Genomic DNA, 13,647 nt, shown 5'->3' on the forward strand with positions numbered 1-13,647 from the left:
GGTCCCGTACAGGGGTTCCCCATTCCACGCCGTGGACAGCGGGGCCGGGCGGGGGGTCCATGGACTATCCATGATCGCTGGGAGACCCTGATCTCTAACCAAGAGTCGGCATGGACCGATATCGTTTGGCATTGTCGAACCGCATACATTCGGAGGTTGCCCGATGGCACGCACCATCCAGTCGCTGGAGCGAGCAGCCGCGATGCTGCGGCTGCTCGCAGGCGGGGAACGGCGACTGGGACTCTCCGACATCTCCTCCTCCCTGGGACTGGCCAAGGGGACGGCCCACGGCATCCTGCGCACGCTGCAGCAGGAGGGGTTCGTCGAGCAGGACCTGGCGTCCGGCCGCTATCAGCTGGGCGCGGAGCTGCTGCGCCTGGGCAACAGCTATCTGGACGTGCACGAGCTGCGCGCCCGCGCCCTGGTGTGGACCGACGATCTGGCCCGCTCCAGCGGGGAGAGCGTCTATCTGGGGGTCCTGCACCAGCAGGGCGTGCTGATCGTGCACCACGTCTTCCGGCCCGACGACAGCCGGCAGGTCCTCGAGGTCGGGGCGATGCAGCCGCTGCACTGCACGGCGCTGGGCAAGGTGCTGTCGGCGTACGACCCGGTGGCGCACAGCGAGGTGGCCGAGGCGGAGCGGGAGGCGTTCACGCCGCGCACGGTGACCGGCCTGGACGACTTCGAGAAGCTGCTGGACCTGACCCGGGCGCGCGGCTGGGCCGCGGACGTGGAGGAGACCTGGGACGGCGTCGCCTCGGTGGCCGCGCCGATCCATGACCGGCGGCGGATGCCGGTGGGGGCGGTGGGGGTCACGGGTGCCGTCGAGCGGGTCTGCCGGGAGGGTGAACTGCGGCCGGAAATCATCGCTGCCGTGAGGGATTGCGCGCGTGCAGTGTCAAGGGATCTTGGCGCAGGGCGATTTTGACCGCATTCACCCCTTTTGTTCGCCTAAGTTTTTCGCCACAGAACCCTTGACGGGGTTCTTAGGGTGAACAAAACTGCCGTTCGTCGGTCGGCATTGTCGAACACCTAACGACAATATTCGCTATGGTGGGCACTGCCGCCGGCCGACCACCGCCCTCTCGGAGGGCGCGGACCACCGGAGGGACCCGGGGTTCGCCTTCCCCTGGACGAAGGACAAAGGAGTCGCCGGTGTCCAGCTCCGACATCTTCCTCAGCGAGACCATCGGTACCGCTGTACTGCTTTTGATGGGTGGCGGCGTCTGCGCCGCCGTCACGTTCAAGCGCTCCAAGGCGTTCAACGCCGGATGGGTCGCCATCGCCTTCGGGTGGGGCTTCGCCGTCCTCACGGGTGCCTATATCGCCGCGAAGTCCGGCGCGCATCTCAACCCCGCGGTCACCCTCGGTCTCGCCATCAAGGGCGCGATCCAGTGGAGCCAGGTGCCGGTGTACCTGGCCGGCGAGATGCTCGGCGCCATGATCGGCGCGGTGCTGGTCTGGGTCGTGTACTACGGACAGTTCCAGACCCACCTGACCGACCCCGAGGTGCTGGCCGACCACACCAGCGAAGAGGGCATGGTCGACCTCAAGACCGCCCCGAAGGCCGGCCCGGTGCTCGGCATCTTCTCGACCGGCCCGGAAATCCGTCACACGGTGCAGAACCTGGCCACCGAGATCATCGCCACCGTCGTGCTCGTGCTGTCGATCCTCACGCTCGGCCTGAGCGACAACGGAAAGGGCGTCGGCACGATCGGCACGCTGCTGGTCGCGCTGGTCGTCGTCGGCATCGGTCTGTCGCTGGGCGGCCCGACCGGATACGCCATCAACCCGGTCCGCGACCTCGGCCCGCGCATTGTGCACGCGCTGCTGCCGCTGCCCAACAAGGGCGGTTCAGACTGGGGCTACGCATGGATCCCGGTCGTCGGCCCGCTCATCGGCGGAGCCATCGCCGGTGGCATCTACCAGGTGGCATTCGCCTGAGCCGCCTGACCGCCCCGACTCCGCCCGCACAGACTTCTTGGAGCACACCATGAGCGACACCCCCACCACCTCCTCGCACGGCCACGGCCCGTTCATCGCCGCGATCGACCAGGGCACGACCTCCAGCCGCTGCATCGTCTTCGACAAGGACGGCCGGATCGTCTCGGTCGACCAGAAGGAGCACGAGCAGATCTTCCCGAAGCCGGGCTGGGTCGAGCACAACGCGACGGAGATCTGGACCAACGTCCAGCAGGTCGTGGACGGCGCCGTCGAGAAGGCCGGGATCACCGCCCGCGACGTGAAGGCCATCGGCATCACCAACCAGCGCGAGACCACCGTGCTCTGGGACAAGAACACCGGTGAGCCCGTCCACAACGCCATCGTCTGGCAGGACACCCGTACCGACGCGCTCTGCAAGGAGCTCGGCCGCAACGTCGGCCAGGACCGCTTCCGCCGCGAGACCGGCCTCCCGCTGGCCTCCTACTTCGCGGGCCCGAAGATCCGCTGGCTGCTCGACAACGTCGAGGGCCTGCGCGAGCGCGCCGAGCGCGGCGACATCCTCTTCGGCACGATGGACTCCTGGGTCATCTGGAACCTCACCGGCGGCGTCGACGGCGGCCACCACGTCACCGACGTCACCAACGCCTCGCGCACCCTGCTGATGAACCTGCACAACCTCGAGTGGGACGACAAGATCCTCGCTTCGATGGACATCCCGGCCGCCGTGCTGCCGGAGATCAAGTCCTCCGCCGAGGTCTACGGCACCGCCGCCGCGGGCGTCCTCGCCGGCGTCCCGGTCGCCTCCGCGCTCGGCGACCAGCAGGCCGCGCTCTTCGGCCAGACCTGCTTCGCGCAGGGCGAGGCCAAGTCCACGTACGGCACCGGCACCTTCATGCTGATGAACACCGGCCACGAGCCGGTCAACTCCTACAACGGGCTGCTGACCACCGTCGGCTACCGCATCGGCGACCAGCAGCCGGTCTACGCCCTGGAAGGCTCCATCGCCGTCACCGGCTCGCTCGTCCAGTGGATGCGCGACCAGATGGGCCTGATCAACAGCGCGGCCGAGATCGAGACGCTGGCCAGCACGGTCGACGACAACGGCGGCGCCTACTTCGTACCGGCCTTCTCCGGCCTGTTCGCCCCCTACTGGCGCTCGGATGCGCGCGGCGTGATCGCGGGCCTGACCCGCTACGTCACCAAGGCGCACATCGCCCGCGCCGTACTGGAGGCCACCGCCTGGCAGACCCGCGAGATCACCGACGCCATGACCAAGGACTCCGGCGTCGAACTGACCGCGCTCAAGGTCGACGGCGGAATGACCTCCAACAACCTGCTGATGCAGACCATCTCGGACTTCCTGGACGCACCCGTGGTGCGCCCGATGGTCGCCGAGACGACCTGCCTCGGCGCTGCCTATGCGGCCGGTCTGGCCGTCGGCTTCTGGTCCAGCACCGACGAGCTGCGCGCCAACTGGCGCCGGGCCGCCGAGTGGACCCCCCGCATGGACGCGGACACCCGTGACCGCGAATACAAGAACTGGCTCAAGGCCGTCGAGCGGACCATGGGCTGGATCGACGACGAGAGCTGACGAGGAGCACAACATGAGCACCCTGCAGAGCGTCCCGGCACTCGGGACGCACCCGGCCAACGGTTCGACCGCGAGCCGCGCCGAGACCCGGGAGCAGCTTTCCAAGGCGACGTACGACCTCCTGGTGATCGGCGGCGGCATCCTGGGCATCTCCACCGCCTGGCACGCCGCGCAGGCCGGACTGCGGGTGGCCCTGGTGGACGCCGGTGACTTCGCCGGCGCCACCTCCTCCGCCTCCTCCAAGCTGCTGCACGGCGGTCTGCGCTACCTGCAGACCGGCGCGGTCAAGCTGGTGGCGGAGAACCACTTCGAGCGTCGTGCGGTGTCCCGCCAGGTGGCACCGCACCTCGCCAACCCCCTGACCTTCTACCTGCCCGTCTACAAGGGCGGCCCGCACGGCGCGGCCAAGCTCGGCGCGGGCGTCTTCGCCTACTCCGCGCTGTCCGCGTTCGGCGACGGCGTCGGCCACGTCATATCGCCCGCCAAGGCGCAGCGCGACGTTCCCGAGCTGCGGACGGACAACCTCAAGGCCGTGGCCGTGTACGGCGACGACCAGATGAACGACTCCCGGATGGCCCTGATGACCGTCCGCGCGGCGGTCGCGGCCGGCGCCACGGTCCTCAACCACGCCGAGGTCACCGGGCTGCGCTTCACCCAGGGCCGGGTCACCGGCGCCGAGCTCAAGGACCGGATGGACGGCCAGGAGTTCGGCGTCAGCGCCCGCCTGGTGCTCAACGCCACCGGCCCGTGGGTGGACCACCTGCGCAAGATGGAGGACCCCAACGCGGCGCCCTCCATCCGCCTGTCCAAGGGCGCCCACCTGGTCCTCAAGCGAACCGCCCCGTGGAAGGCCGCGCTGGCCACCCCGATCGACAAGTACCGCATCACCTTCGCCCTCCCCTGGGAGGACATGCTGCTGCTGGGCACCACGGACGAGGAGTACGAGGGCGACCCGGCGGACGTCGCGGTCACCGAGAAGGACACCGCCCAGATCCTGGACGAGGCCGCCTTCTCCATCCGCGACCAGCAGCTCTCGCGCGACCTGATCACGTACTCCTTCGCCGGTCTGCGGGTGCTGCCCGGCGGCCCCGGCGACACCTCCAAGGCCAAGCGCGAGACCGTCGTCACCGAGGGCAGCGGCGGCATGCTGTCGGTCGCCGGCGGCAAGTGGACGACCTTCCGCCACATCGGCCGCACGGTGATGAACAAGCTCGCCGCGCTGCCCGGCCACCCGCTGGCCGAGGACATGGAGCCGATCGCGCATCTGCCGAAGAAGCTCCCGCTGCCCGGTATCGCCAACCCGAACGCGGTCGCCCACCGGCTGCTGATCGACGGCGGCACGCCCGGCCCGCGGATGGCCCCGGAGACCGCCCGCCACCTGGCCACCCACTACGGCTCGCTGTCCTTCGACATCGCCCGGCTGGCCAACGACGACCCGGCGCTGGCCGAGCGCATCCACCCGGACGCGCCGGAGATCTGGGCGCAGGTCGCCTACGCCCGCGACCACGAGTGGGCCGAGACGGTCGACGACGTGCTGCGCCGCCGGACCACGCTGACGATCCGCGGACTGGACACGGAGGACGTCCGGGCCAAGGTCAAGGACATGCTCGCCGGCTGACGCAACGTCAGGCCGGAGCAGGCGACGACGATGGGGCGGGCCGCGGGGCCGCCCCATCGTCGTCTCCGCGCGCCGTGTCCGCGCGCGGTTGTCCACAGGCCGGGCGGCCCGGATGGTCACTGTCAGTGACGACTGCGATGATGTTCACCAAGACACCTCGGCCGGGACGCGAAGCGCCTCGGCGGGGGACACGGGCGAACACGGGGGGCTGCGATGGATCGGCGAAGGCTGCGGCGTGCGGGGAAATGGGCGGCCTGGCTGGTGGCCGTGCTGGTCGTCCTGCCGACGACGGTGGCGGCGACGGCGCTGCGCGCCGGGTACGCGGGGACCGCCGCGCCCGATGCCGTCACCCGCGGGCGCGATGCGCTCTGGCTCGGGCACGCCTGGGTGGACGGGCGGCGCGGCGCCTCCGATGTGGCGGCGCTGGGCCGACGCCTCGAGCGCACGGGCATCCGCGATCTGTACGTCCACGCCGGGCCGTTGGAACACGACGGCACCCTGCCGCCGGCCCGCAAGGCCTACCCTCGGGCGCGGTGGCTGATCGCCGCGGTGCACCGCGAGCTGCCGAAGGTCAGGGTGCACGCCTGGCTGGGCGACCGGCTGGTCTACGAGCCGGGCGAGCGCGGCGGGCTGCGGCTGTCCGACGCCGCGGCCCGTAAGGCGATCGTGGCCGGAGCCCGGCAGGTCCTCGCCGACGGTTTCGCCGGGGTCCATCTCGACGTGGAACCGCTCCACTCCGACAACGGCGACTATCTGCGGCTGCTGGACCGGCTCGGCCCCGCGGTCCACGCGCGCGGCGGCGTCCTGTCCGTCGCCGTCCACCAGATAGACCCGCTGCCCCATCTGCACACGGTCAGCAACGCCCTGACGGGCCACCGCAAGTGGATATCCCAGCGGTTCTTCGGCCAGGTGGCGCGCCGCGTCGATCAGATCGCGCTGATGTCGTACGACACCGCGCTGCCGGCCGAGAGCCTGTACGGCGGCTATGTGGCGCAGCAGACCCGGCTCGCGCTGGAGGCGACGCCCAAGGACACCGACCTGCTGATGGGGCTGCCGTTCTTCCACACCGACGACATGGGCCACCACGCCTCGGCGGAGACCGTACGGGCCGCGGTGCGGGGCGTCCGGCTGGGTCTGACCCGGGAGGACCGGGGCCGGCAGCGGTTCGGAACGGCGCTGTATGTCGATTTCGCGGCCACGGAGGAGGACTGGTCGGCGTACGGGACCGGGTGGGGAGGGCGCGAGGGGTCATAATGGCCCAGACATCGGATGTCTGCGGGGAGGGCGGCCATGGCGGTCACCGACGAGGCCATCGAGAAGATCAAGGGCATGATCGTCTCCGGCGCGCTGCGGCCGGGCGACCGGCTGCCGAAGGAGAGCGAGCTGGCCTCCGAGCTCGGCCTGTCCCGCAACTCGCTGCGCGAGGCGGTGCGCGCCCTGTCGCTGATACGGATCCTCGACGTCCGCCAGGGCGACGGCACCTACGTCACCAGTCTCGATCCCCAGCTCCTGCTCGAGGCCATGAGCTTCGTGGTGGACTTCCACCGCGATGACACCGTGCTGGAGTTCCTCGCCGTCCGCCGGATCCTGGAGCCGGCCGCGACGGCGATGGCGGCCGGCCGGATGGCCGCGGCGGAACTGGACGCCCTGGAGAGGCAGTTGGATGCGCTGGGCCCGAAGCCGTCCGTCGAGGACCTGGTCGCCTGCGACCTGGAGTTCCATCGCGGGATCGTCGCCGCGTCCGGCAACTCCGTGCTCTGCTCCCTGCTGGACGGCCTGTCCGGCCCCACCACCCGGGCCCGGATCTGGCGCGGCCTGACGCAGAAGGACGCGGTGACCCGCACCCTGACCGAGCACCGCGCCATCCTCGGCGCGTTGCGCGACCGGGACGCGGAGGCCGCGCGGGCCTGGGCGACGGTGCACATCGCCAGCGTGGAGCAGTGGCTGCGCGCGTCGCTGTGACGCCCGCCGCTCCCCCGCCCGCTCGCCGCCGCTCCCCCGCCCGCCCCGCCGCCGGCTCGGGCCGTGCCCCCGCTCAGGCCGCGAATCCCCCGTCCACCGTGATGGCGGCGCCGGTGATGTACCGCCCGCCCTCGCCCGCCAGATGGGCCACGGTCGCCGCCACGTCCGACGCCCGCCCGTAGGAGCCGAGCGAGGTCAGCCCGGCCTGGGTCGTCGCGGTCGCGCCGTCGGCCGGGTTCATGTCGGTGTCGATCGGGCCGGGCTGCACCAGGTTGGCGGTGATGCCGCGCGGCCCCAGCTCCCTGGCCAGCGTCTTCGTCAGGCCGATGAGCGCGGCCTTGCTGGTGGCGTACAGGGTGCTGCCGGGGATCACCACCCGCTCGGCCAGACAGCTGCCGATGCAGATGATCCGCCCGCCCTCGCTCAGATGCGGGGCCACGGCCTGCGTCACCAGGAACGGCCCCCGGACATTGGTCCGCAGCACCCGGTCGACGTCTTCCACGGAGATCCCCTCGAACGGACCCACCACATTGATGCCCGCGTTGTTGACCAGGATGTCGATCCCGCCTAACCGGTCGGCGACCCCCTCGACCGCGGCCCACACCTCCTCCGGGTCCGCGCAGTCCGCCCGTACCGCCCAGGCCACTCCGCCCGCCCGCGCGATCCGCTCGACCACCTGCTCCGCGAGGTCCTTCCGGCTCCGGTACGTCAGCGCCACCGCGGCCCCCTCGGCGGCGAGGCGCACCGCCGTCTCCGCGCCGATCCCCCGGCTGCCGCCGGTCACCAGCGCCGCCTTGCCGCCGAGCGGCCCCGCACCGTGAGCCGTCACCGCTGTCGCCATCGTCATCACCTCGTACGTCTCGCGTCCGTCCCGTACGCCGCGCCGTGCGTGGCAGCGGCACGTCTCCATGGTCCGGCGGCGCGCAGGCCGGGGCTGGCGGAATCCGGACGGGAAGCCGAGGCGTCCGGCACTCCCGCGGTCAGGCCCGGCCCGGCTCACCGAGCCGATAGACCCGCCCCGCCGTCCCCCCGAACACGGCCGCCCGCTCGGCCGCGGTGAGCCGGCCGGTGGCGGACTCGGCGAGGGCGAGGACATCGTCGTAGTCGGCGGCGAGGGTGCACACCGGCCAGTCGGAGCCGAAGAGGAGGCGGTCGGGGCCGAAGGCGTCGAGGACATGGCGGGCGTAGGGGAGGATCTGCTGCGGGCGCCAGCCGGACCGGCCGGCCTCGGTGACCAGGCCGGAGAGTTTGCAGCTGACGTTCGGATGGCGGGCCAGCGCGGTGATCTCGTCGGCCCAGGGCTGCCAGTCGCCCTTCGCGACCCCGGGTTTCCCGGCGTGGTCGAGGACGAACGACAGCGCGGGCAGGGCGCTCACGGCGGCCCGTGCGGCGGGCAGTTCGCGCGGGGTGACCAGGAGGTCGTAGACCAGGCCCGCATCGGCGAGAACGCCCAGGCCGCGCCGCACCTCGGGGCGGGCGAGCCAGCCGGGGTCCGGCTCGTCCTGCACCTGGTGGCGGATGCCCACCAGGCCACCCGGCCCGAGACGCAGCGCCGCGAGAACGCCGGCGAGCCCGGGATCGGTGAGGTCGGCCCAGCCGACGACGCCGAGCACCGGCCCGTCCCCGGCGGCAACCGCGAGCAGCTCGGCGCTCTCCTCGTACGAGGAGGAGGACTGGACGACGACGGTGCCCGCCACGCGGTGCGCGGCCAGCTGCGGGGCGAGGTCGGCCAGCGCGTAGCTGCGGCGGATCGGGTCGGCCCACGGCCCGTCCATCCACGGCTGGTCGCGTCGGGTCAGGTCCCACAGGTGGTGGTGGGCGTCGATACGCATCAGTCTCCCGGGGCGGTGAGGGGCAGCGGCAGGTCCGGGGCGAGCAGCCCGCGGGCGACGAGAGTGTGCCAGAGGCCGTCGGGGATGTCCCGGGCGAACAGTACGGCGTTCTCGGCGGCCTCCTCGGGGGTGGCGGCGCCGACGACGGCCGAGACGACGGCGGGGTGCCCGAACGGGAAGCGGAGCGCGGCGGCCTTCAGCGGGACATCGAACTCGGCGCAGACCGCCGCCAGTTGACGGGCCCGCTCCAGCAGGGCGGCGGGCGCGGGCGCGTAGTCGTACGGAACGCCGGGGGACGGGTCGGCCAGCAGACCGGAGTTGTAGACGCCGCCGACGACCACCGAGGTGCCGCGGCGCTCGCACACCGGCAGAAGGTCGTCGAGGGCGGTGCGCTCCAGGAGCGTCCAGCGGCCCGCGCACAGCACGGCATCGACGTCGAGATCGGCGACCAGGCGGGCGAGGACGCCGCTGTGGTTCATGCCGAAGCCGATGGCGCGGACCATCTTCTGGTCGCGCAGCTCGGCCAGGGCCGGGAAGCCGGTGCGGTGGACCTCGGGGAGATGGTCCTCGACGTCATGGAGGTAGACGATGTCGACCGCGTCCACGCCGAGGCGTGCCAGCGACGCCTCGAGGGTGGCGCGGATGCCGTCGCGGGTGAAGTCCCAGGCCCTGGCGCGGGCGGGGGTGTCCACGAACCCCTGCCCGTCCACCGCCTCCCCCGGCGCGAGCGGGCGCAGCCGGCGGCCGACCTTGGTGGAGAGGGTGTAGGTGCCGCGGTCCCGGCCGCGCAGGGCCCGGCCCAGGCGTTCCTCCGACAGGCCGAGGCCGTAGTGCGGGGCGGTGTCGAAGTAGGCGGCGCCGGTGGCGAGGGCGGCACGGACGACGTCCCGCGCGCGCTCCTCGGGGACGGCGCGGTAGAGGTTCCCGAGCGGCGCGCAGCCCAGGCCCAGCGGCGGGACGGTGACGCCGGTACGGCCCAGCTCCCGGGGCCCGCGGGGCGGATACGGCATGGCGCGAGAGCCTCTCAGTCCTGCTTCTCGCCGCTGGTGAAGCGGGAGATGACCAGCGCAATGATGATGATCATGCCGTTGAGGAACTGCGTCCACAGGGGCGGCACGCCGCCCAACGTCATGACGTTGATGACCAGTTGGAGCGTGAGGACGCCGGTGAGCGCACCGAAGAGGGTGCCGCGCCCGCCCTTGAGGCCGATACCGCCGATCACCGCGGCCGCGAAGACCTGGAAGATCCAGCCGTCGCCCTGGGAGGCGGAGACCGCGCCGTAGTGGCCGGTGTAGAGGATGCCCGCGAAGGCGGCGAGCACCCCGCCGACGGCCAGCACGGTCCAGGTGATGCGGTCCACCCGGATACCGGCCGCGCGCGCCGCCTCCGGGTTGCCGCCGATGGCGTACAGCGCCCGTCCGTGCCGGAAATAGCCCAGGACCGCGCCGCCGAGCGCGAAGAGGGCGAGGCAGATCCAGACGGCGGCCGGGATGCCGAACCAGTCGGCCTTGCCCAGATAGGCGAAGGAGTCGGGGACATTGCCGATGGACTGGCCCTCGGAGAGGCCCACCTGGAGGCCGCGGAGCATGGTGAGCATGCCCAGGGTGGCGATGAAGCCGTTGACCCGCAGGGTGAGGATGAGGAACCCGTTGACGGCGCCGACCACCGCGCCGACGGCCAGGCAGAGCGGGACCGCCGTCCAGGCGGGGAAGAGCTCCAGGCCGGCGAAGCGGGCGCCGTGTGCGGGCATCACCAGCCACAGGGCGACCACCGGGGCCAGCCCGATGGTCGACTCCAGCGACAGGTCCATCCGCCCGCTGATCAGGATGAGCGCCTCGCCGAGCACCAGCAGGCCCAGTTCCGTGGACTGCTGGACGACGCCGATGAGGTTGTCCTGGGTGAGGAAGGCGGGCGAGACGATGAAGCCGATGACGCCCAGCACGAAGATCACCGGTACGAGGGAGAAGTCCCGCCAGCGGGCCGGACCGATCCGGGGCCGGCTGCGCACCGGCGGCTCGTCCGCCGCGCCGGTGACCGGTGGCGATGCCTTCCCGGCCGGTGTCTTGCCGGACGACGACTTGTCGGTCGATGCGGTCCCGGTCATGGCGCGGTCCCTTCCGTGTCCTGGGTGGTCTCCCGGCCGCCTTCGCCTGCCATCCCCTCCATCGCGGCGACCAGTTCGTGCTCGCGCCAGCCCCGGCCGAATACCGCGGTGACCCGGCCGTGGAAGACCGCCAGCACCCGGTCGCAGACCCGCAGATCGTCCAGCTCGTCGGAGACGATCACGGCGCCGCTGCCGCCGTCCGCCACCTCCCGTACGACACCCAGCAGCGCATCCTTCGCCTTGACGTCCACGCCGTTGGTGGGACGTACGGCGACCAGCACGCTCGGCTCGCGGGCCAGCGCGCGGGCGATCACGACCTTCTGCTGGTTGCCGCCGGAGAGCCCGGACACCGGCTGTCCGGGCCCGGTCGCCTTGATGTCCAGTGACGCCATCATCCGCCGGGCGAACTCACGGGTACGGGAGGGCAGTACGGTCCCCAGGGGCCCCAGCCGGGCGGCGACCGTCAGGGTGGCGTTCTCGGCCACGCTCCGGCCCAGGACGAGCCCCTCGCGGTGCCGGTCCTCGGGGACGTAGCCGATGCCCGCATCGAGCGCGTGCGGCACGCTGCCCGTACGGACCGGCCGCCCGCGGACCGTGATCCGCCCGCCGTCCGGAGCCCGCAGCCCCGCCAACGTCTCGCCGATCGCGGTGTTCCCGCTCGCCGTGGCGCCCGCGAGGCCGACCACCTCACCGGCACACACGGTCAGATCGAGCGGCGCGAAGTGCCCGGCCAGCGCCAGCCCTTCGGTGCGCAGCACCGGCTCCCCCACCGTGCGCGCCGCCCCTCCCGCGGCCGTCCGCCCCCGCCGCACGGCGCCCGCCTCGTCCCCGGTCATCGCCGCGACCAGCTCGTTCCTCGCCAGCCCCTGGACCGGCGCGGTCAGCACCTGCCGGGCGTCACGGAAGACGGTGACGGTGTCGCACAGCTCGTAGACCTCCTGGAGGTGGTGCGAGATGAACAGAAAGGCGACCCCCTGGGCGCGCAGGGAGCGCAGCTTGGTGAAGAGCCGGGCGATGCCGGCCGCGTCCAGCCGGGCGGTGGGCTCGTCGAGGACGATCAGACGGGCGCCGAAGGAGAGCGCACGGGCGATCTCCACGAACTGCCGCTGCTCGACGCCCAGTTCCTTGATGCGGGCGGCCGGATCGACCTCGACGCCGTACTCGGCGAGCAGCTCGCCGGCCCGCTCGCGCAGCGCCCGCCACCGGATGGTGGGCCCGCCCTGGAAGCGCCCGAGGTAGAGGTTCTCCGCGACGGTCAGCTCCGGCACGGTCATCGACTTCTGGTAGACGCAGGCGACCTTGCGCTGCCAGGCGGCGGTGTCGCCCCAGCCGGGCGCCGGCTCGCCGCCGAAGCCCACCTCCCCCGCGTCCGGCCGCTGCATTCCGGTCAGTACGGACACCAGGGTGGACTTTCCCGCGCCGTTGCGGCCGACGAGCGCATGCGCCTCCCCCGGCCGTACGGTCAGCCCGGCGCCGTCGAGGGCCAGGGTGGGCCCGTAGCGTTTGACGATGCCCGCGGCGCGGACCGCGGGCCGCTCCTCCATGGCGACGGTCACGGCTCCTTCTTCTTCCCGAGCTGGTTGGCCCAGAGTTTTCCGTCGTCGACGTTGGCCTTGGTGACCAGCGGCGCCGGCAGCTGGTCCTCCAGACCGTTCCGGATCCTCACGATGGTGGAGCCGTGGCCGGTCGGGCCGGGCCGGAAGGTCTTCTTCTCCAGGCCCGCCCTGGCGTAGTACAGCGCGTACTCGGCGTAGAGGTCCGCGGGCTGGGAGAGGGTGGCGTCGATCTTCCCGGCGCGGATCGCGGCCAGCTCGTCGGGTATGCCGTCGTTGGAGATGATGGTGATGTGGCCCTTGGTCCCGGCGGGCCGGAGGAGCCCTTGCTGCTCCAGCAGGGCCAGCGTCGGCTGGAGGAAGGCGCCCCCGGCCTGCAGATAGATCCCGTCGAGGTCCTTGTGCTGGGCGAGCAGGCTCTGCAGCTTGGCGGAGGCGACCTCGCCCTTCCAGTCGGTGGGCAGCTCATGCACGGTGATCTTCGGGAACTTCTTCTTCATGCAGGACGCGAACGCCTGGGAGCGGTCCCGCCCGTTGATGGAGCTGAGGTCGCCCTGGAGCTCGGCGACCCGCCCCCGGCCGCCCAGCCGCTTGCCGAGGTAGTCGCAGGACTTCTCGCCGTAGGCGCGGTTGTCGGCGCGGACGACCATGTAGACCTTGCCCTCGTCGGGGCGGGTGTCCACGCTCACCACCGGGATCTTCTTGTCCGCCAGGCGCCGCAGTTCGGCGGCGATGGCGCCGGTGTCCTGCGGCGCCATCACGATCGCCTTGGCTCCCTGGTCGGTCAGCGCCTGCACATTGGAGACGACCTTGGCGATGTCGTTCTGCGAGTTGGACAGCGGCAGCGCGGAGACCTCGCCGCGGTCCAGGCCCTTTTCGATGTACTGCTGGTAGGAGTTCCAGAAGTCGGTGTCCGTACGGGGCATGTCGATGCCGACCTTGCCGCCCGCGGCGTCGCTGCCGCGGTTGCAGCCGGCGAGCGCGGCGGTGGCGAGCAGCACGGCACAGGCCGCCGCGCCGGTCGTACGCAGTCTCATGGTGGT

Annotated in this window: 12 protein-coding genes; 6 read left to right on the top strand and 6 right to left on the bottom strand. The window is 71.9% G+C overall.

Annotated features, from left to right (window positions below; translation table 11 throughout):
• Positions 1 to 163 precede the first annotated feature (163 nt).
• From ACIGWZ_RS19925 to ACIGWZ_RS19950, 6 genes are all read left to right on the top strand, one after another.
• Positions 164 to 928 (top strand): IclR family transcriptional regulator, encoded by a 765-nt coding sequence (locus ACIGWZ_RS19925; RefSeq protein ID WP_400066348.1) that lies wholly within the window; start codon positions 164 to 166, stop codon positions 926 to 928.
• A gap of 227 nt (positions 929 to 1,155) precedes the next feature.
• The gene (locus ACIGWZ_RS19930; RefSeq protein ID WP_400066350.1) at positions 1,156 to 1,944 is read left to right on the top strand and encodes an MIP/aquaporin family protein; all 789 of its coding nucleotides are present in this window, start codon (positions 1,156 to 1,158) and stop codon (positions 1,942 to 1,944) included.
• Between the two features lie 49 nt (positions 1,945 to 1,993).
• On the top strand, positions 1,994 to 3,535 hold the full coding sequence (gene glpK, locus ACIGWZ_RS19935) for a glycerol kinase GlpK (protein ID WP_400066352.1): 1,542 nt from the start codon (positions 1,994 to 1,996) through the stop codon (positions 3,533 to 3,535).
• Between the two features lie 13 nt (positions 3,536 to 3,548).
• Complete coding sequence (locus tag ACIGWZ_RS19940) at positions 3,549 to 5,153, top strand: FAD-dependent oxidoreductase (protein WP_400066354.1); 1,605 nt, start codon at positions 3,549 to 3,551, stop codon at positions 5,151 to 5,153.
• A 213-nt stretch (positions 5,154 to 5,366) separates the two neighbouring features.
• A complete protein-coding gene (locus ACIGWZ_RS19945) occupies positions 5,367 to 6,407 on the top strand; it encodes a hypothetical protein (RefSeq protein ID WP_400066356.1) in 1,041 nt (346 codons plus the stop codon).
• Positions 6,408 to 6,443: 36 nt separating this feature from the next.
• On the top strand, positions 6,444 to 7,115 hold the full coding sequence (locus tag ACIGWZ_RS19950) for a FadR/GntR family transcriptional regulator (RefSeq protein WP_400066358.1): 672 nt from the start codon (positions 6,444 to 6,446) through the stop codon (positions 7,113 to 7,115).
• 73 nt (positions 7,116 to 7,188) lie between these two features.
• On the opposite strand, the gene ACIGWZ_RS19955 is transcribed toward ACIGWZ_RS19950, so the two are convergent.
• The 6 genes from ACIGWZ_RS19955 to ACIGWZ_RS19980 form a co-directional block, all read right to left on the bottom strand.
• Positions 7,189 to 7,956 (bottom strand): SDR family NAD(P)-dependent oxidoreductase, encoded by a 768-nt coding sequence (locus ACIGWZ_RS19955; RefSeq protein ID WP_400066360.1) that lies wholly within the window; start codon positions 7,954 to 7,956, stop codon positions 7,189 to 7,191.
• A 139-nt stretch (positions 7,957 to 8,095) separates the two neighbouring features.
• Positions 8,096 to 8,947 carry an amidohydrolase family protein gene (locus tag ACIGWZ_RS19960; RefSeq protein WP_400066361.1) on the bottom strand — a complete coding sequence of 284 codons (852 nt, stop codon included), beginning with the start codon at positions 8,945 to 8,947 and terminating at the stop codon, positions 8,096 to 8,098.
• Positions 8,947 to 9,957 carry an aldo/keto reductase gene (locus ACIGWZ_RS19965; protein WP_400066363.1) on the bottom strand — a complete coding sequence of 337 codons (1,011 nt, stop codon included), beginning with the start codon at positions 9,955 to 9,957 and terminating at the stop codon, positions 8,947 to 8,949. The genes ACIGWZ_RS19960 and ACIGWZ_RS19965 overlap by 1 nt, the downstream gene beginning before the upstream one ends.
• Positions 9,958 to 9,971: 14 nt before the next feature.
• Complete coding sequence (locus ACIGWZ_RS19970) at positions 9,972 to 11,051, bottom strand: ABC transporter permease (RefSeq protein WP_400066365.1); 1,080 nt, start codon at positions 11,049 to 11,051, stop codon at positions 9,972 to 9,974.
• Entirely contained in the window at positions 11,048 to 12,595 is a 1,548-nt protein-coding gene (locus tag ACIGWZ_RS19975; protein ID WP_400066473.1) for a sugar ABC transporter ATP-binding protein, read from the bottom strand. Before ACIGWZ_RS19975 ends, ACIGWZ_RS19970 begins: the two co-directional genes overlap by 4 nt.
• A gap of 8 nt (positions 12,596 to 12,603) precedes the next feature.
• The gene (locus tag ACIGWZ_RS19980; RefSeq protein ID WP_400066367.1) at positions 12,604 to 13,641 is read right to left on the bottom strand and encodes a sugar ABC transporter substrate-binding protein; all 1,038 of its coding nucleotides are present in this window, start codon (positions 13,639 to 13,641) and stop codon (positions 12,604 to 12,606) included.
• Between the last annotated feature and the right edge of the window lie 6 nt (positions 13,642 to 13,647).

Source organism: Streptomyces sp. NPDC053427 (assembly GCF_044544985.1).
In the GTDB taxonomy this organism is placed as follows: Bacteria; Actinomycetota; Actinomycetes; order Streptomycetales; family Streptomycetaceae; genus Streptomyces.

Excerpts from the sequence above, each read along its gene's own strand:
- ACIGWZ_RS19965 (WP_400066363.1), bottom strand. The coding sequence starts at position 9,957 with ATGCCGTATCCGCCCCGCGGGCCCCGGGAGCTGGGCCGTACCGGCGTC.
- ACIGWZ_RS19940 (WP_400066354.1), top strand. The coding sequence starts at position 3,549 with ATGAGCACCCTGCAGAGCGTCCCGGCACTCGGGACGCACCCGGCCAAC.
- ACIGWZ_RS19945 (WP_400066356.1), top strand. The coding sequence starts at position 5,367 with ATGGATCGGCGAAGGCTGCGGCGTGCGGGGAAATGGGCGGCCTGGCTG.
- glpK (WP_400066352.1), top strand. The coding sequence starts at position 1,994 with ATGAGCGACACCCCCACCACCTCCTCGCACGGCCACGGCCCGTTCATC.
- ACIGWZ_RS19970 (WP_400066365.1), bottom strand. The coding sequence starts at position 11,051 with ATGACCGGGACCGCATCGACCGACAAGTCGTCGTCCGGCAAGACACCG.
- ACIGWZ_RS19980 (WP_400066367.1), bottom strand. The coding sequence starts at position 13,641 with ATGAGACTGCGTACGACCGGCGCGGCGGCCTGTGCCGTGCTGCTCGCC.
- ACIGWZ_RS19975 (WP_400066473.1), bottom strand. The coding sequence starts at position 12,595 with ATGGAGGAGCGGCCCGCGGTCCGCGCCGCGGGCATCGTCAAACGCTAC.
- ACIGWZ_RS19925 (WP_400066348.1), top strand. The coding sequence starts at position 164 with ATGGCACGCACCATCCAGTCGCTGGAGCGAGCAGCCGCGATGCTGCGG.
- ACIGWZ_RS19955 (WP_400066360.1), bottom strand. The coding sequence starts at position 7,956 with ATGGCGACAGCGGTGACGGCTCACGGTGCGGGGCCGCTCGGCGGCAAG.
- ACIGWZ_RS19960 (WP_400066361.1), bottom strand. The coding sequence starts at position 8,947 with ATGCGTATCGACGCCCACCACCACCTGTGGGACCTGACCCGACGCGAC.
- ACIGWZ_RS19950 (WP_400066358.1), top strand. The coding sequence starts at position 6,444 with ATGGCGGTCACCGACGAGGCCATCGAGAAGATCAAGGGCATGATCGTC.